The organism is Clostridium sp. CM042, from assembly GCF_055080995.1.
The window spans coordinates 859041-878329 of sequence record NZ_CM143646.1 but is presented as its reverse complement, the minus strand read 5'-3'; the positions used below and the strand labels follow the sequence as shown (position 1 = coordinate 878329).

Annotated in this window: 13 protein-coding genes and 1 riboswitch; of the genes, 11 read left to right on the top strand and 2 right to left on the bottom strand. The window is 31.5% G+C overall.

The genetic code is table 11. The features are described from left to right. Window positions 1–23 precede the first annotated feature (23 nt). A complete protein-coding gene (locus ACWJJ7_RS04145) occupies window positions 24–3290 on the top strand; it encodes an SNF2 helicase associated domain-containing protein (RefSeq protein ID WP_462964937.1) in 3267 nt (1088 codons plus the stop codon). A 138-nt stretch (window positions 3291–3428) separates the two neighbouring features. Next, window positions 3429–3530, top strand: a riboswitch (purine riboswitch). A gap of 110 nt (window positions 3531–3640) precedes the next feature. Next, a complete protein-coding gene (locus ACWJJ7_RS04140) occupies window positions 3641–5038 on the top strand; it encodes an NCS2 family permease (protein WP_462964076.1) in 1398 nt (465 codons plus the stop codon). A gap of 111 nt (window positions 5039–5149) precedes the next feature. Here the strand turns inward: ACWJJ7_RS04140 and ACWJJ7_RS04135 are convergent, their stop codons facing one another. Continuing rightward, window positions 5150–5974: an MBL fold metallo-hydrolase gene (locus ACWJJ7_RS04135; protein ID WP_462964075.1), complete on the bottom strand. Its 825-nt coding sequence runs from the start codon at window positions 5972–5974 to the stop codon at window positions 5150–5152. Window positions 5975–6191: 217 nt separating this feature from the next. On the opposite strand from ACWJJ7_RS04135, the gene ACWJJ7_RS04130 reads away from it, so the two are divergent. Continuing rightward, window positions 6192–7682, top strand: a complete 1491-nt coding sequence (locus ACWJJ7_RS04130; protein WP_462964074.1) for a Na+/H+ antiporter NhaC family protein — start codon at window positions 6192–6194, stop codon at window positions 7680–7682. Between the two features lie 172 nt (window positions 7683–7854). On the opposite strand, the gene ACWJJ7_RS04125 is transcribed toward ACWJJ7_RS04130, so the two are convergent. Beyond that, window positions 7855–8208 (bottom strand): hypothetical protein, encoded by a 354-nt coding sequence (locus ACWJJ7_RS04125; protein ID WP_462964073.1) that lies wholly within the window; start codon window positions 8206–8208, stop codon window positions 7855–7857. Between the two features lie 278 nt (window positions 8209–8486). Between ACWJJ7_RS04125 and ACWJJ7_RS04120 the strand changes: the two genes are divergently transcribed. From ACWJJ7_RS04120 to ACWJJ7_RS04085, 8 genes are all read left to right on the top strand, one after another. Continuing rightward, window positions 8487–9245, top strand: coding sequence for an exodeoxyribonuclease III (locus ACWJJ7_RS04120; protein ID WP_462964072.1), 759 nt, complete (start codon window positions 8487–8489; stop codon window positions 9243–9245). A 27-nt stretch (window positions 9246–9272) separates the two neighbouring features. After that, the gene (locus ACWJJ7_RS04115) at window positions 9273–10286 is read left to right on the top strand and encodes a WG repeat-containing protein (RefSeq protein WP_462964071.1); all 1014 of its coding nucleotides are present in this window, start codon (window positions 9273–9275) and stop codon (window positions 10284–10286) included. 262 nt (window positions 10287–10548) lie between these two features. Beyond that, the gene (locus ACWJJ7_RS04110) at window positions 10549–11538 is read left to right on the top strand and encodes a glycosyltransferase family 4 protein (protein ID WP_462964070.1); all 990 of its coding nucleotides are present in this window, start codon (window positions 10549–10551) and stop codon (window positions 11536–11538) included. Between the two features lie 347 nt (window positions 11539–11885). Next, a complete protein-coding gene (locus ACWJJ7_RS04105; RefSeq protein WP_462964069.1) occupies window positions 11886–14264 on the top strand; it encodes a U32 family peptidase in 2379 nt (792 codons plus the stop codon). A 61-nt stretch (window positions 14265–14325) separates the two neighbouring features. Continuing rightward, window positions 14326–16692, top strand: coding sequence for an endonuclease MutS2 (locus tag ACWJJ7_RS04100; protein WP_462964068.1), 2367 nt, complete (start codon window positions 14326–14328; stop codon window positions 16690–16692). Window positions 16693–16706: 14 nt separating this feature from the next. After that, window positions 16707–17165 (top strand): 2-thiouracil desulfurase family protein, encoded by a 459-nt coding sequence (locus ACWJJ7_RS04095; RefSeq protein WP_462964067.1) that lies wholly within the window; start codon window positions 16707–16709, stop codon window positions 17163–17165. Window positions 17166–17181: 16 nt separating this feature from the next. Further along, window positions 17182–18195, top strand: a complete 1014-nt coding sequence (locus tag ACWJJ7_RS04090; protein WP_462964066.1) for an alpha-hydroxy-acid oxidizing protein — start codon at window positions 17182–17184, stop codon at window positions 18193–18195. Between the two features lie 239 nt (window positions 18196–18434). After that, window positions 18435–19280 carry a hypothetical protein gene (locus tag ACWJJ7_RS04085; RefSeq protein WP_462964065.1) on the top strand — a complete coding sequence of 282 codons (846 nt, stop codon included), beginning with the start codon at window positions 18435–18437 and terminating at the stop codon, window positions 19278–19280. The last annotated feature ends 9 nt before the right edge of the window (window positions 19281–19289 follow it).

Below are 19289 nucleotides of genomic sequence, written 5' to 3'. Positions count from 1 at the left end.
AACTCGATGGGGTGAAACTTTTGATTGATATTAATGAAGAGATTATACGAGAATACAGTGATAAAGATTCTTATAAAAGTGGAAGAAAGTATTATTTAGGTAATAAGGTTAAGCATATTGATATAGAAATAAAGAAGCGAGAAGATTACAAGGAAACTAAGATAACTTCAAATGTGGAGTCAACAAATTTCACTCAGTATAAAGCAGACATAAGTTTTAATAATGTTAATTCTTTTATAAGTTATCATTGTCAATGTAATGATTGTTATAGTTATTATGGTGAGTCGAGCATGTGTAAGCATGTAGTGGCTACATTATTAAAGTATTTTTATGAGAAAGACGAAATTATTAAAGTGAAAAAAATGGCTAAAACAAATGGTTTAATTAAACAAATAACTAAAAGTATAAATGGTGATCAAAGGACAAAATCATATCTAAATGTGGATATAAAATATGAGCATGATTCTAATAGTGATAATAGAAAATCTTTTGTGAGTCTAAAGGTTGGAGAGGATAAGCAATACGTAGTTAAAAACATAAAAGAATTTTTTATTTGCTATAATAAAAGTTTTGAGTCTATGGAGTTTGGAAAAAAATTTACATACAATCCCTATTTGCATTCATTTAAAGAAGATGATTTAAATATCATAGAACTTTTCAAAGAGGCAAGTGAACTTGAAGCGGTGGCTGGGGCTGCAAATACATATAGGGGAAATGCGGTAAAGTTTCTATCTGGTAAAAAAGCTTATTTTACAGATAGTATGGTTAAAAGGTTATTTAAATGCTTATACAATAGAAATCTAACTGTGGTAATAAAAGGAGAAACGTTTATTAATGTACACATAAAGCAGAAAACCATGCCCTTAGAATTCGAAATCAATAGAGAACATAGTAAATTTATACTTCATCAAAAAGAACATATGCCTATTGCAATAAGCAATGATGGGGAATTCTTTTTCTATAAAGGTGAAATATATGAGCCACCTATTGCTCAAAGGGACGCATATTTACCTTTTTATAATAGGTTTAAAGAAGAGGATAATAATTGTATAGAATTTTATGAGGAAGAAAAAGATGATATAGCGTCATTTGTACTTCCAACTTTAAACAAGATAAGTGATAGAGTTGACATAGTCACATCATTACAAAAAGAATTTTATATAGAAGAGCTTAAGGCATTTGTTCATTTTGAAAAAAAGTCTAAAAATGTAGAAGTGTTAATAACTTTCAAGTATGGAGAGGTTGAGATAAATCCTTTTGATAGTAAAGAAAACAAAGCACAAGAGGGAAGAGTACTTATAAGAGACATAGAGAAGGAAATGGGTATCATAAATCAATTTCTTGAATTTGGTTTTGTTAGTACAAATAAGGGGTTTGAGATGCGAGATGAAGCAAAGCTCCTAGAGTTTTTAGTTTTAGGACTGGAAAAGCTTCAGCAAGTGGCAGAGGTTTATTATTCTGAAGAATTTAAGAAGATTAAGGTGCATGGAAACGCTGGATATAAGTCAAATATAAAGCTTAATAAGGATAATCTTTTAGAATTCAGCTTTAGCATTGAGGGGGTAGACAATACTGAACTTAGTAATGTTTTCTCAGCTTTAAGAGAAAAAAGAAAGTATTATAGGCTTAAAAATGGCAGCTTTGTATTGTTAGATTCAAATAATTTACTGAAGGTTGCTCAAATGATAGAGTACCTAAATATAAAGGATAGTGATATTTCAAAGAATAAGATTTTACTTTCAAAATATAATGCTATATATATAGAAGAAAAATTAAAACGAGAACAAATGGATTTTGTAGATACAAATAAGAAATTTAGGGAACTAGTTAATAATGTTAAAGATATTAAAGAATTGAAAGCAATAGTTCCTAAAACCTTAGATAGTATAATGAGAGATTATCAAAAGGCAGGGTTTAAGTGGTTAAAAACGCTAGCAAGTTGTGGATTTGGAGGAATACTAGCAGATGAAATGGGACTCGGCAAAACACTTGAGGCCATAGCATTTATTCAATCAGAAGTGGAAGAAAATGAAAATAAACAACCATCCCTGGTAGTATGCCCTACGTCGGTTGTATACAACTGGAAGGATGAAATAGAAAAATTTGCACCAACACTAAATTGCATAGTAGTAACAGGAAGTAAAAGTCAGAGGGAGCAGCAAAAGCAAAACATTTATGATGCAGATGTGGTTATTACATCATATGCACTTATACGGCGTGACCTTGAAGACTACCAAAAAATAAAATTTAGATATTGCTTTTTAGATGAGGCACAGTATATTAAAAATTTTAATTCGCAAAATGCACATTCTGTGAAAGGTATAAATGCCCTAAGTAAATTCGCACTTACAGGGACGCCTATTGAAAATTCACTTACGGAGCTTTGGTCAATCTTTGACTTTATAATGCCAGGGTATCTTTTAAATCACAGTGCTTTTTCAAAAAAATATGAAGCGCCAATTGTGAAGGATGGAAGTCATGAAGCGCTACAAGAACTAAATAATCATGTAAAACCATTTATACTTAGAAGGACTAAATTAGAGGTTGCAAAAGATTTGCCTTCTAAAATAGAACATAGAATTTCAGTAGAAATGACGGAGCAGCAGAAGAAGGTGTATTTAGCCTATTTAAAGGATGCAAAGGGAGAACTAGAAGAAGATATTAAGGCGAAAGGGTTTAATAAAAGCAAGTTTAAAGTATTGTCAATTTTAACAAGGCTAAGACAGATATGTTGCGACCCTTCTACTTTTATAGAGGGCTATACTGGAGGTAGCGGCAAAATGGAAGCTCTAGATGAAATTTTAGAAAATAGCTTAGAAGAAGGTCATAGAATATTAATATTTTCTCAATTTACTAGGGTGCTTAAAAACATTTCTAAGCGGTTAGAGCCTAAAGAGATAAAGTACATGTATTTAGATGGCTCTACTAAGGCAGAAAAAAGAGTAGAAATGGTAAAAACCTTTAATGAAGGAGACACACAGGTATTCTTAATTTCTCTAAAAGCAGGGGGTACAGGTATAAACCTTACAGGTGCAGATATGGTAATACACTTTGACCCTTGGTGGAACCCAGCTGTGGAATCTCAAGCTACAGATAGAGCTCATAGAATTGGGCAAAAGAAAACAGTAGAGGTGATAAAATTAATAGCAAGAGGAACTATAGAAGAAAAAATATTTGAGTTGCAACAAAAGAAAAAAGAAATTGTTGAAAGCGTTATTAATGATGAAACAGGAGCAGAATTATTTCTTTCTCAGATGAGCCAAAATGAAATTGAAGATTTATTTGTTTAATAATGTAGCTCATGCAATGTATTTTAACTGAATAAATTTATTAAGTAGTATATTGCTATGGGAAAATAATATTGGGATTTTTAGTGAAAAAACGAAAAAAATGTTGACTTATGTAGAAATAAATGTTATTCTTTTGAAAAATGAATAATAATAATAATCCGTATAATCTTGATAATAAGGTTCAAGAGTTTCTACTAGAAGGCCATTAACCTTCTAACTATGGATTAATCCTATAAGTAAAGATTTTACTGAAATTATGCCCGTGGATTAATCCTATCCATGGGCAATTTTTTTTTGCTTAATAAGGATTTATAAATTCCAATATTATATTTTACATAGGAGGAAATGGCATGAAATCATTTTTGCAATCATTTTTTAAACTCAAAGAAAATAATTCAAACGTTAGGACTGAAATATTAGCGGGTGTTACTACCTTTATTACTATGGCATATACTATATTAGTAATTCCTAATATTTTAAAGTTTAGTGGTATGAATCTTCCTGGAATAAAGGGTGATGGTGCTGCAGCATTTACAGCAACAAATGACCCTGTGGTAGGAGCAATTTTTACAGCAGTATGTGTAGGCTCTGGAATAGGTACTATTTTAATAGGTGCTTATGCAAATTTACCGTTTGCAATTGCACCGGGCATGGGGTTATGTGCTTTTTTTACATATAGTGTATGTTTAACACTCGGCTATACTTGGAATCAGGCTTTAGCCGCTGTATTTATTTCTGGAATTTTATTTATAATAATTACGGTTACTTCTATACGTGAAAAAATAGTAGATGCTCTACCAGTAAATCTCAAGATAGCTATTTGCGGTGGTATAGGATTATTTATTGCATTGATAGGGTTTAAAACTGGAAGCATAGTAGTTCCGAACCCAGGAACCCTTATAAGTTTTGGTAAATTCACAAATCCACATGCCGCTCTTACAATTATTGGTATAACTATAACGGCTATTTTAATGGCTAGAAATATAAGAGGAGCTATGCTTATTGGAATAGTTGCAACGACAATAATTGGAATACCTATGGGTATAACAAATTTAGCTGGAATAAAGCTTTTAAGTACACCACCGTCAATTGCTCCAACTTTTATGGCTTTTGATTTTAAGGGTCTTTTAGGAGCTGGAGGAACAGGTGTTATAGGGGCAATAACTAGCATAATTATGGTGGTTTTAACTTTTAGTTTAGTAGATTTATTTGATACAATTGGTACTTTGGTTGGAACTGCAGAAAAAGCTCAGATGATAGATGAAAATGGAAAGGTTAGAAATATGAAAAAAGCGCTGTTATCAGATGCTATCGCAACAACTATAAGCGCATGTATTGGTACACCTACTATGGCAACTTATGTTGAATCTACTGCAGGCATAGCTGAAGGAGGAAGAACTGGGTTAACATCTTGCGTGGTAGGGGTTTTATTTCTATGCTCTTTATTCTTTGCAGGTATAGTTGGTATAGTGCCGCCAGAAGCAACAGCACCTGCACTTATAATGGTTGGAGTCCTTATGATGGGTGCAGTTACAAAACTAGATTTTGATGATTTTACAGAAGCACTTCCAGCCTTTTTTACTATGGCTATAATGCCTTTTAGCTATAGCATAGCTAATGGTATAGCAGCGGGAATAATATTTTATCCTATACTTAAGGTTAGTACAGGAAGAAGGAAAGAAGTTCATCCAATAGTTTATGTGCTTGCAGCGTTATTTATTTTAAGATTTATCTTGCTCCCGGATTAAGAAATTATAGTTAATTAATTAAATCATCATAAATATAACTTCTTGTATATAAATAACAGGTCTAGACTTATTTGAAAGTTCTAGTGCCTGTTATTTATTTTATTTAAATCATTATAATTTCACAGTTTGACCGATATCAATAATTTTTATGCTTCCATCATTTATTCTTTTTAAAGTATCACAGGTAACCTCATCTTCATCCTGAGCTAAAATATAGGTTTTATAATGAATTGGAATCATTACTTTAGCTTTTGTCATTTTAAACATTTTAAAGCTTTGCTGCGGAGTACAATGCATTTCTTGAAACTCATCAGGTTTATAGCAGCCTACAGGCATGATAGCAACATCTGCTATTAAATTTTTATATGTGTCAGTATAGGCAGTATCACCAGCAAAAAAAATCTTTTTTGAACTACTTTCAATTATATAGGAATTACTCTCAGCTGCGGCTCCCCAAGGATAACGTCTACCATCATGATTTGCTTTTAAAGCCCTTATTTTTATGTGTTTATCATTATATGTTTCATTATTGTTTAGAAGAATTATATTTTTAAACCCTATAATTTTTAAAGGAGTGTTTAAATTTTTAGGAGCTATAACTATAGCGCTTTTATTTATTCTCATTAGGGTAGAGTAATTCATATGATCCATATGACCATGGGACAGCAGTATATAATCAATATTAATGGAGGCTAAGTTTAAAGATGGTTTAACTAATCTTTTTAATTGACCAAGATATACACTAGTTACGGGGTCAGTTACTAACACCTTACCATTTAAATTAATAACTACAGTAGCGTGACCTACCCAATGAATAGAATTTGTTAGGACAGGCTCATATAATGGCGCGCTAATGGGACTAAAGTACAATTTAAAGTTTCTACGATGTAATTCATACATATATTTAAAGATTTTTGGGGATTTATTAAAGCTCATTTTATACCTCTTAATTTTTTATAGTGAATTTAAGAAAATTCTATCTCAATTATACCATAATAGGTTATGATTTATAGAAAGATAATAAATTGTAAAAAATAATTGAATTATTATAATATTTAATATATAATGTTGCATGTACACAAGAAGGTGTGTACATGCAATAGGAATACATATGTGTGTAAACGAAATCAAAATTTGAATGGGGGACTTATACATGAGGAACTTTTTAAAGGCATTATTAAAATTATCACCAGTATTTTTAATGGCAGGACTCATGATGTCTAAAATGGATGCATTACTTGCAGCACCAATAGCAACTATTTACGCAGCTATAATAGCATCATTAGTATGTAAATTTAAATTTAATGACATTGTTGATGGTGCGGTGGATAACGTAAAAGAAATGCAATTGGTTTTCTTTATATTGATGGCAGCTTATGCAATGGCAGAGGCTTTTATGTCAACAGGAGTGGGTGCATCAATAATTAATTTTTCATTAACACTTGGATTAACAGCTAGAACTGTAGCTGTAACAGGATTTTTGGTAACAGCAGTGCTTTCAGTTGCAACTGGTAGTTCATGGGGAACTTTTGCAGCTTGTGCTCCGATTTTTCTATGGCTAAACCATATAGTAGGAGGCAATATATTACTTACTACAGCAGCAATTGCTGGTGGAGCTTGTTTTGGAGACAATATAGGGCTTATTTCTGATACAACTGTCGTAAGTTCAGGTATTCAAAAAGTTGAAGTTATTGACAGAATAAGACATCAAGGTGTTTGGTCACTTTTATGTTTAGGAATAACTGCAATTATTTTCTATGCTGTAAGCGTTGGATTTGGACTTCCAACAGTAATTGGTAATGCAGCGGATGCAATAGATAAAATTCCAAAAGATGTATGGGTATCACTTGAAAAAGCTAGACCTTCAGCAGTTGAACTTTTAAATCAAGTTAAAACCGGGGTTCCATATTATATGGTAATTCCATTATTGGTTGTACTTGTAGTAGCAATTAAAGGACTTCCAACACTTGCATGTTTAGGGCTTGGAATAATAACATCTTTAATCCTTGGATTGACAGCAGGAACAGTAGAATCTGTACCTCAATTTTTAGGATTAATGAAAATAGGTTTCGCAGATGCAGGTTCATGGGTTATTGTCATGATGATGTGGGTTGGTGCCTTTGGAGGTATCATGGGTAAAATGGATGCATTTGCTCCGTTATCAAGATTAGTTTCTAAAATTTCAAAAAATGTACGCCAACTTATGTTTTGGAATGGAATGTTGTCAATTTTAGGTAATGCTGCATTAGCAGATGAAATGGCACAAATAGTAACAGTTGGACCAATAATTAAAAATTTACTTGAAGATAACGTAGAGGGTAGCGAAGAAGATATGTATACATTACGTTTAAGAAATGCTACTTTCGGGGATGCACTTGGTGTATTTGGGTCACAGCTTATCCCATGGCATGTATATATAGCTTTTTATGTGGGTATAGCTTCAGCGGTTTATCCACTTCACAAATTTGTACCTTTTGACATAATAAAATATAACTTTATGGCAATGGTAGCAGTAGGTTCATTATTACTACTTACTTTAACAGGACTAGACAGATTTATACCATTATTTAAATTGCCAACTGAACCCAATGTTAGATTAAAGAAAAATATTAAGGCAGAAAATAAAGGTAAATTATCTGTTTAAATGTAAAGTTTAAATAATATATAATAAAGCACTATATTGTAAATTTACAATATAGTGCTTTATTATATATCAAAAAAATAATGAAATTGCTTAAATCATCTCCTGCAGAGCTGAAATGTCGTTAAAGTGAGGAAAAGAAAGTTTTGTAAAAACATATTAGTTAATACATAATTTAATAGTCATTCATGGTCAAAAATTTATCTATAACCATGTTTGAATCTCCTTGAGAATCTTCTTGAAGAGCTTCTTGAAAATCTTCTTGAGAATCTTCTTGAAGATCTTCTAGAAAATCTTTTAGAAAACTTTTATTTTCTTCTGGTTTTTGTCCCCATTTAACGTTAATTGAGAAATCACCATAATTTTCGTTGCTAACAAATTTAAATTCATAATCTAAGTCTTCATTATCTGGTATTAAAACACGGTTTCCTTCTATTTTGAGTTTGTCCTTGAATAATCTTATAACTTCATCCTTTAAGAAAAAGTAAAAATCCTCTTTATTTCCAACATATTTTTCTCTGGAATTCATGTATAAAACCCCCTTTCAATATAATAATATTCAAATTTAACCATAAGGGTGATAGTAATTTTACTAAAAGATAATTTTTAAATATAGTGAAATTTAATTTGTAGAAGCAATTAATTTAATTGGACTCCTTTACCATGTAGGATATAATACTTGTGATAGGCATATCTAAATAAATAATTCAATAATATTCAATAATATGATATATTAAATATAGAATATGTGAAAATTATATAGATAATGCACTTGTATGAAATAACTGTAGAAAGGAAGGTGTTTTTATGAAAATTTATTCATGGAATGTAAATGGCATAAGAGCTATAAAAAACAAAGGATTTATTGAATGGATTAATGAAGAACAGCCAGATATTTTATGTGTTCAAGAAACAAAAATCCAAGAAAACCAAATAGTTGAGGAGCTTAAAAATATAGAGGGTTATTATTCATATTTTTCGTGTGCAGAGAAAAAGGGGTATAGTGGCGTAGCTACATATACTAAGCAAAAACCAATATCTGTTACGTACGGTATTGGAATAGAAAGATTTGATAGTGAAGGTAGAATATTAATAACTGAGTTTGAAAAGTTTACTCTATTTAACATATATTTTCCTAATGGACAAAGAGACGAAGAAAGATTAAATTATAAAATGGACTTTTATGATGCACTACTCGCATACTGTGAGACGCTTAAACTAAAAGGAAAAAAGTTAATTATTTGTGGAGATTACAATACTGCACACAAAGAAATAGATCTTAAAAATCCAAAAGCAAACGAAAAATATTCAGGGTTCTTACCGATAGAGAGAGCTTGGATGGATAAATTCATATCATATGGTTATGTTGATACTTTTAGATATCTCCATGGGGCAGAAATCAAATATTCTTGGTGGAGTTATAGATTTAAGGCTAGAGAAAAAAATGTAGGATGGAGAATTGACTATTTTTTTGTAACTGAAGAGTTACTAAGTGAATTAAAAGAAGCTGATATTTTAAATGATGTTGTAGGATCGGATCATTGTCCTGTAAGCATTATTTTGTAGATATATATAAGAAAGGAAGTTATAGTTATGAAGAATGAGAAAACATTATATCCTGTGAAATCAAAAAAAAGATATGGGTATATAGATAAGGAAGGCAATGTAGTTATAGAGTGTAAATTTAATTATGCTGAGGAGTTTGAAGGCGAATTGGCGATAATTGGAATAGAGGAAAAGTATGGCTTTATTAATAAGGCTGGAGAGGTTGTAATAGAACCTAAGTATGATGAAGTTCAGCAGTTTAGCGAAGGATTTGCAGTAATAAAGTTAGAAGGAAAGAAAGGCTATATTAATTTAAGCGGTGAAATTATAGTTGAGCCTAAATATGATGAAGCTAACTTCTTTATGGAGGGAAGAGCTGCAGTAAAGAATGGATATATGTGGGGATATATAGATGCTGAAGGTACAGAAATAGTGCCGGTAAACTTTTTAGATGCAGGCAACTTTAGTGAAGGATTGGCAGCAGTGCAAATAGGCGGTAGAATAGCTTATATTGATAAAGATGGCAAAGTTATAATAGATGCAATTTATGAGTATGCCCATGCATTTAACGGTGGGATGGCACCTGTTTGCACTAAGGGGAAGTATGGCTATATAAACAATAAGGGAGAAATAATTATACCTCTTCGATATAATGTTTGTGGAGAGTTCAATGATGGATTAGCGCCAGTTGAAATGAGAGAAAAATATGGCTATATAGATTGCGGCGGCGAGCTTATTATAAAACCCAAGTTTCAATGGGCAGATAGTTTCTATGAAGGCATAGCTGTAATTTGTGAGAATGAAAAATATGGTTGCATTGATAAAAATGGAAGCATTATAATACCCACTAAGTTTGAAGATGTAGATATTATGAGTGAAGGGTTAATGGCAGCTCAAATAGGAGAAAAGTGGGGTTACATAGATTGCATAGGGGAAATAGTTATAGAGCCAAGTTTTGAAGAAGCATATGAATTTATTGGTGGAATTGCAAGGGTTGAATTAGGAAAAAGAATTGGATATATTAATAAATTAGGAGAATATGTTTGGAAATTACAATCATAAAATTTTAAGATGAGGCATCTATAGATATTATAGGTGCCTTAATTATATTAAGCACATCTATTTGCTTTTCAGTGAATTTATTTTATATAAATTTAATAATAAATTTTAAACAATTATATAGAACTTTTACTGTATAAATTAATAGTATATAAATAAAAGAATAGAAAATATAAGTTTATATTATGTTTAGTGAAATGTGATAAATAAACATAATATAGCATAGTTATATGGAAAAGTAGCAAGTTATAGGGGGAAATGCATAATGAAAGTTCTACTGTGTGTTAGACAAGATTATTACAGAAATTTTGCAGGTGATTCTATGAATGTAATTAAAACAGCGAAATACCTACGCAAATTAGGGGTAACCGTAGATATAAATGATGGTGGCATATATGACTATTCCGATTATGATATAGTACATTTATTTAATATTGATACTGCAGGGGAAACATACAGATACTATAAAATTGCACATTTTTACAAAAAAAACTTAGTGATATCTCCCATGCACTGGGATATGAAAAAATATCATTTGATAAACAACAAAATTGAAAGTATGAAGCTATACGAAAAGTGTAGTAGTTATAAGGAGGAAATTCTAAAAAAGTGTAAAGTTGTATTATGCAATAGTGAATTAGAAAAGAATCTTATTCAGAAAGAATTTAATGTGAATACGGAATATAGAGTTATCTACAATGGTGTAGAAGTTGAAAACGAAGATATACCTTTATATAATTTTACAGAGAGATATAATTTAAATAATTATGTTTTATGTGTGGGGAGAATATGCGCGAGTAAAAATCAACTAGCTTTATGCACTATATGTGATAAACTCGGAAAGCAGTTAGTTTTAATAGGAAGTGCAAATGACGGTGAGTATCTTAAGCGATGTACTGACTTTAAAAATGTAATACATTTAGGCTTTATGGATAGCTATAATGTATACAATGCCTATAGATTTGCAAGGGTACATGTGAACTCAGGTTTTGCAGAAATGCCGGGCTTATCATCCCTGGAGGCAGCAGCAAGTGGTTGTAATATAGTATCGTCGCAAGAAGGTTGTGCAAAAGAATATTTTAAAGATATGGCTCTATATTGTGATCCATATGATAATAACAGTATATTAAAAGCAGTAAAGAGTGGATTTGAAAAACGTAAGGATAGTATGCTGAAAAATTATGTTCATGAAAATTATAACTTTGAAAAATCAATAAATGATTTATATAAAACCTATTTAGAAATTCTTGATTAAAATTTTTTCTTAAATATTCTATAACGAAAAGTATATATTACTCCAATGCGTTCACATCGCTAAGTAATTCTAAAATTTATTTTCTAAGAGGGTTTTGAATTTCTTAAACAATAAAAATTATTAAAGCAATCATTAATCCAATATGGATTTATATTTATAATGAAAAGTAAATCATTAGTTAATAATAATACACAAATTGAAATCTCAAAATAATTAAATAAGTATTGAAACCTCTACTGAAAATCTAGTGGAGGTTTTGGTGCAACGATGTAAATATTAAAATCTCTTAATTTATGACAACATTTACTGTATAATAAGACTTAGAACACTTATTAGGAGAGATGCAAATGGAAAAGATTGAATTACTAGCCCCTGCTGGAAGTATGGAAAGCGTATACGCAGCAGTACAAATGCAGGCAGATGCAGTTTATATAGGAGGAAGTAAGTTCTCAGCAAGAGCAAATGCTTTTAATTTTGATAATGAGAATATGGCTCTTGCAGTAGACTATTGCCATATTTATGGAGTTAAAGTATATGTTACGTTAAATACATTAGTAAAAGATAATGAATTAAAAGAAATTTTGGAGTATGTAGGGTTTTTATATAGTGTAGGAGTAGATGCTTTAATTGTTCAAGATTTAGGATTAATATATTTAATAAAAAATAATTTTCCAGATTTTGAGCTCCATGCTTCAACGCAGATGACAATTCACAATGGTGAAGGTGCCTTATTTTTAAAAGAAATTGGATTCAAAAGGATAGTTCTCTCAAGAGAGCTTAGTTTAAAAGAAATTGATTACATATCTAATACATTAAAGGTGGAAACAGAAGTTTTTGTTCATGGAGCTTTATGTATATGTTATTCAGGACAGTGTCTTATGAGTAGCATTATTGGAGGTAGGAGCGGAAATAGAGGTAGATGTGCTCAACCTTGTAGGTTACCTTATACACTGATAGATAAAAGTTCTAAAGAGTCAGGCAGAGCATACATTTTAAGTCCTAAAGATACTTGTACAATAGACAACTTAAAAGATATAGCTCAAAGCGGAACATCTTCACTAAAAATAGAAGGAAGAATGAAAAAACCAGAATATGTTGCAGGCACAGTGGAAATATATAGACGAGTGCTCGACAATATTTATAATAATAAAATACAAAAGTTAGATAAGGATACTAAAGTTTTAACACAATTATTTAATAGAGAAGGGTTTTCAAAAGCTTATTTATATGGTAATACAGGAAAAGATATGATGGCATATAACATTCCTAAAAACTCTGGACTTCCAATTGGAAAAGTCGCTTCTGATTTGTCAATAATTCTTTTAGAAAATGTAGCCTTAAAAGATGGTGTAATGTTCCTTGATGATGGGTTTGCTATATCAAAAATTATTAAAGATGGAATGGAGATTCAAAATGCAGTAATCGGCGATAGGGTTTTATTAAAACCAACTAAATTTAAAGCTGGGGACCTTTTATATAAGATTTCTGATGAGGAATTAATGAATGAGCTTTCAAAGAGCTACAGAGATGTATTTAAGCGAAAATTAGAACTAAATCTTTCAATAGATTTTAGAGTAAATAAGCCTCTAAAAATAAGTGCTAGTTACATGAAGAAAAACTTTTATATTAAGGGAGAGCTCGTCCAAGAAGCAATAAATAAACCACTGGATAGAGAACGTATTATTCAAAATATTTCTAAAACAGGAGACACGCCTTTCAAAATAAATGAAGTGAATTTTGAAAGCTTTGAAGATGGTTTTGTGCCAATGGCTGCATTAAATTTAGTGAGGCGAGAGTTAACGAGTGGTATTCAAAATTATATAATAGGAAAGTATAAAAGAGAAAAGAAATCTGCACAGATTAATTATGATAGAAAAATCAGCCTTCTGGGTGAAAAGAATTATATAGATCCTAATAATAAGAAAGATAACATTATACCAGAGACACTTATATATGTAACCAGTGAGGAGCAATTAAGAGCAGTAGTTGAAATGGGTTTTGATAATATTGCTGTAAACCCTTTTATGAGAGGGTGTAACATTGACTTTAATAAGCATGATGTAAATATTTATCTGAAAATCCCTAATATCATAAGGGAAGAGTTTGAAACTATTTGTGAGTTTATTGAAAATAATTCAAATAAAGTTAAAGGTATTATTACCGCTAATTTAGGAATAATTAGTAGATTTAATAAAAAAATCACTATAATTGGAGATTATAAATTAAATATTTTTAATAGGTATGCAAGTGATTTTTACAAGGATTACTTGGGCGGAACGTGTATTAGTGTTGAATTGAACCAAAAAGAAATAAAAGAAATAGCATCTAAAAGTTCACTGCCACTGCAAATTATGGTTTACGGAAAATATGAACTTATGGTAAGCGAATACTGTGCTATAGGAAGTGTTTTTGGTAAAAAGAGCGAAAATAAAACTTGCACAGAGAAATGCATTAAAGGATCTTATACACTTAAGGATAGAAAAGGCGAAGAGTTTAGTATTAATACTGACAAATATTGTAGAAGTTATATTTATAATAATGTGCCTGTGAATTTGATTTCTAACATGGACGAAATTGTAAAAAACAAAATTTCATCTTTTAGATTAGATTTTATCCATGAAAATTATGAGGAAACTATTGAGGTTCTTAGAAATTATATTAACAGAGAATGGCAAGGAGAATTTAAAAACTATACTAGAGGCCACTATAAAAGAGGCGTTGAATAAATAGTGATATATAATATAAAAATGAACTCTAAATTTTTTAAAAAAGGAAAGACGGTGAAGCATGAATACAAAATCATTAAAGGTTTTAGAATACTATAAAATCAAAGAGAAAATTAAAGCATACACGCACACTACGGCAGGTAAAGACCTTATAGAGGCTTTGGAGCCGTACAGTAATATTTATGAAGTAAAAGAACACTTACAGGAAACTAATGAGGCACTCCTGCTTTTATCAAAAAAAGGAAGTGCACCGTTTGAAGGCATATATGATGTTCGATCTGCAATAATCAGGGCATCAAAAGCAGCGTCACTTATGCCAACGCAACTTTTGCGTATAGCGCAAATGCTTAGGTGTGCTAGATTATTTCAAAATTATGTTGGTAACGAAGCAGATGAGCGGTCCTATAGAGTTTTAGAAGATATATGTATTGGAATTGTTCCAATAAAAAAATTAGAAGATGAAATTTTTATAGCTATAATAAGTGATGAAGAAATTTCTGATAGGGCTAGTAGTTTGCTTTTTAGCTTAAGAAAATCGCTAAAAGAGAAAAATGCTTCAGTAAAAGATAAGGTAACTTCATTAGTTAGATCAAATGCAAAATATCTTCAAGAAAGTATTTATACTATAAGAGGGGATAGATACGTAATTCCCGTTAAAACAGAACATAAAGGTAGTGTTCCAGGAATTGTGCATGACCAGAGTTCCTCAGGGGCTACACTATTTATTGAGCCAATGAGTTTAGTGAATCTAAATAATGAAATTAAGGAAATTATGTTAAAGGAAAAGGCTGAGGTTGAGAGGATTTTGGCTGAATTATCCTATAAGATATATGAAAATATAAATATTGTTGGTAACAATGCAAATATAGTATGGGAATTAGATTTTATTTTTGCAAAGGCAGCGTATGCAATAGAAATTAATGCTATTATTCCAAGGGTTAATGAAGAGGGAGCAATAGATATAATTGAAGCAAGGCACCCTTTGATAGATCCGTCGGTTGTAGTACCTAGTAATATTTATTTAGGAGGAGAATTTACTTCACTTGTAATAACGGGACCTAATACAGGGGGTAAAACAGTAACTTTAAAAACTGTAGGCTTAATTCAGTTAATGGCTATGAGTGGGATTTTAATTCCAGCTAGAGAAGGTTCCATAGTAAGCTTTTTTCATGAGATTTTCGCAGATATAGGTGATGAGCAAAGCATAGAGCAAAGCTTATCTACATTTTCTTCTCATATGACAAATATAGTAAATATAATTGAAAAAGCAGATAAAAAATCTCTAGCTCTATTTGATGAATTAGGGGCCGGAACAGATCCTACAGAGGGAGCAGCACTTGCTGTTTCAATTCTCGAAAATTTAAGAGCAAGAGGTACAAAAGTAGTTGCGACTACCCATTATAGTGAATTAAAAGGATATGCTTTAAAAACCACAGGGGTTGAAAATGCCTCTGTAGAATTTAATGTAGATACGTTAAGCCCAACCTATAGACTGATAATTGGAGTGCCAGGTAAATCAAATGCTTTTGAAATATCTAAGAGACTAGGTCTTCCAGATTATATTATTAAAAATGCAAAAGAGAATATTTCCAAAGATACATTGGAGTTTGAAGAATTAGTTCAAAGTTTGCAAGAAAAGAGCATAAAGGCAGAGCGCGATGCTAGGGAATCTGAAGCTCTGAAACTAGAAGCTAGTAAGTTAAAAGATAAATATCAGGAAAAATTATATAAACTTGAAAACATTAGAGAAAATGCAATGTATGAAGCTCAAAGGGAAGCAAAGAGACTTATAAAAGATGCCAAGGAAGAATCAGATGTAATTCTTAAAAACATGAGACAACTGGAGAAACTTGGATATTCGTCTGAAGCAAGGCAAAAGCTTGAAGAGGAAAGAATGAAAATCAAAAATAAGCTTGAAACCTTAGAGAGACATGTAGAAAAAAGCAATGACGAACTAGGAGAAAAATTAAAAAATGTAAAGCAAGGTCAGGAGGTATACCTACCATCTCTTAACCAAAAGGTTATTGTAATCTCAAAACCTGATAAAAAAGGTGAGGTACAGGTTCAAGCTGGTATTATGAAGATAAATGTTAAAGTGGGTGATCTGCGAGAATCAAAGCTTACCGAGGAAGATAAGAAAAAGGCAAAGATAATTAAGAGAGAGATGAAGCTAAATATAAGAAGTGTATCAACCTCTGTAGATTTAAGAGGTATGGATTCGGAGGAGGCTATTTATACTGTTGATAAATATTTAGATGAAGCTTGTTTAGGAGGACTTAAAGAAGCAACAATTATCCATGGTAAGGGAACGGGAGTTTTAAGAAAAGCTATTACAGATATGTTAAAGAGACATGGACATGTTAAAACATATAGATTAGGGAATTATGGTGAAGGCGGTAGTGGAGTTACTGTAGTAGAACTAAAATAAAGGATGGTTATGGCGTGATTATTGTAAGTGCTTGTTTATGTGGCATTAATTGTAAGTATGACGGCGGAAATAATTTAGATGTAAGGGTGCTTAAACTCTTAAAAGAAGGAAAAGCAATACCTGTTTGTCCAGAGCAACTAGGGGGACAAGAAACCCCTAGGGCTCCTCATGAAATTGTAAATGGCGATGGTAGAGATGTGTTGGAAGGCAAAGCTAGAATTCTTGGACCAGAAGATGATGATGTAACCGCAAAGTTTATAAAAGGGGCTTATGAAACTCTTGAAATTGCACAAACAGTTGGAGCTAGTATTGCTATTTTAAAAGCGCGAAGTCCTTCTTGTGGGACTCACAAAATATACGATGGAACTTTCAGTGGAACCAAAAGAAACGGCAATGGAGTTACTGCACAGTTATTAATATCTAAGGGAATAAAAGTTTTTACAGAAGAAAATTTAGATGATTTAGAATTATAATTAAGGGGGAAATAAAATGAATTATAAAGATGTTTTAAAAGAAGCTAGAGGAAATTTAAACAAAAGCTGTAGAGTTTGTCCTATATGTAATGGAGTTGCCTGTGCTGGAGAAGTACCTGGAATGGGCGGAAAAGGAACAGGAGATGCTTTTAAAATTAATATAGAGTCACTAGCAGCTTATAAACTTAATATGAGAACTATACATGATGCAAAAAATCCTGATACTTCTATAGAACTATTTGGAAGAAAAATGGATATGCCTGTATTCGCAGCTCCCGTATCTGGAACTACTTTAAATATGGGTGGTAAATTTAGTGAAGAAGAATATATATCTTGGGTTATTAGTGGATGCCTTAAGGGGGGTATAATCCCAATGGTGGGAGATACTGCTGTAGATTCTTTTTTCACGACTAATCTTTGTGAATTAGAGAAACAGGGTGGAAACGGCATTGCAATAATAAAACCTTGGGAAAATGCAAACGTTATAGAAAAAATTAAATTAGCAGAAAAAGCAGGCGCATTTGCTATAGGTATGGATATAGATGCTTGCGGTCTTATTACGTTAGCGCTTCATGGCAAGCCAGTTATGCCTAAAACCGTAGAAGAGATTAAAGAAATTGTTGAATCAACGAAGCTTCCATTTATTTTAAAGGGAATAATGACAGCAGACGAAGCAAAGCTTGCGGTGGATGCAGGGGTGGCCGCAATTGTAGTGTCAAACCATGGTGGGAGAGTATTAGACCAAACTCCGGGTGTAGCAGATGTTCTTACGGAAATTGCGGAGGAAGTTAAGGGTAAAGTAATTATTTTAGCTGATGGTGGAGTTCGAAGTGGAGCAGATATACTTAAAATGTTAGCACTAGGTGCAGATGCTGTACTTATTGGTAGGCCATTTGTGAGCGCATCATTTGGAGGTAAGACTGAAGGTGTAAAATCTTATATTGATTACCTTAAAGGTGAATTAAAATCAGCTATGGTGCTCACGGGGTGTAGATCCATACAAAATGTTAATAATAGAATTTTATATTAAATTTATTAAAAGGTCACTGAAATATTGTGACTTTTTTAATTCCCTACTTCTATTAGTAGATTAAATCATCTCCTGCGGAGCTGCACAGCTTCGAAGAAGATGAATTGACGACTTCAGAAGGAGATTTATACTCCCACTTATAGAAGTAGGAGACTTTCCTTCTGAAATGTCGTTAAATTGGCAAAAACATGTGTAAAAGCTCTTAGAATCGTAAATGAGAAAACAAAGGAGGAATAAAAATGCCAATATACACACTAGCATCTAAAGAAATATTAGAGCATATAAAGCAATATACAAAGAAAGGTGAAGTAGTTAGGATCTCTACCCCGCTAGAATATAATAATATATTATATAGAGAGATTACATTTTCAAAGAAATTGTTTAAAAGTTTTCGTAAAGAAAATTTGGGATATCTTTATATTAATGAAAAAAATGAAATTGCTACTGAAAGATCTTTACAAGAAAGACTAGCGAAATTAGCTTATTTTTCAGAAATATTTTATAATGTAGAAAACAGAGCTTGCATAGTAAATTCATTTCAAGATGAATCTACAATTGAAAAGGATAGGAAGGACTATAAGTTAGTGGCTGAGGGTTTAGATTTGTTAACTAAAGAAGGTATTGTGGACTCAGAAAAGGTAAAACAAATTGTTATTGAATTGCCTGGTATTAGAAAAAAAAATAATGAAGCTTTAAAACAACTTATTGGTAAAGCTCAGGAATTTAAAAAAGAAAAAGGATATTTTAATGCACACATGTTGGAAGAATTATTACCAACATATAGAGATGCCTTAAGTATAAATTTACAAAAGATAAGATTGGTATATTCTGCAAGAGAATGCTATGCAAATATTAAAAGGACTTCCGAAAAGAAGAGAAAACAAATGTTCACTAGATTTAATCATAAATTAGCCCAACAATTAAATAAGATAAGCCATGTTATGGAGTATTTTATTAAATTGGTTAATACCTGTGAAACAATAAGTGAAATGCAAGACACTCAATATTTTAAGTACTTAGGCACTATTGAAAAAGCAAATGTTGATTATAGAGTAAAATTCAATAGAAGCAAAAAGAACTCCTAATTAGGAGTT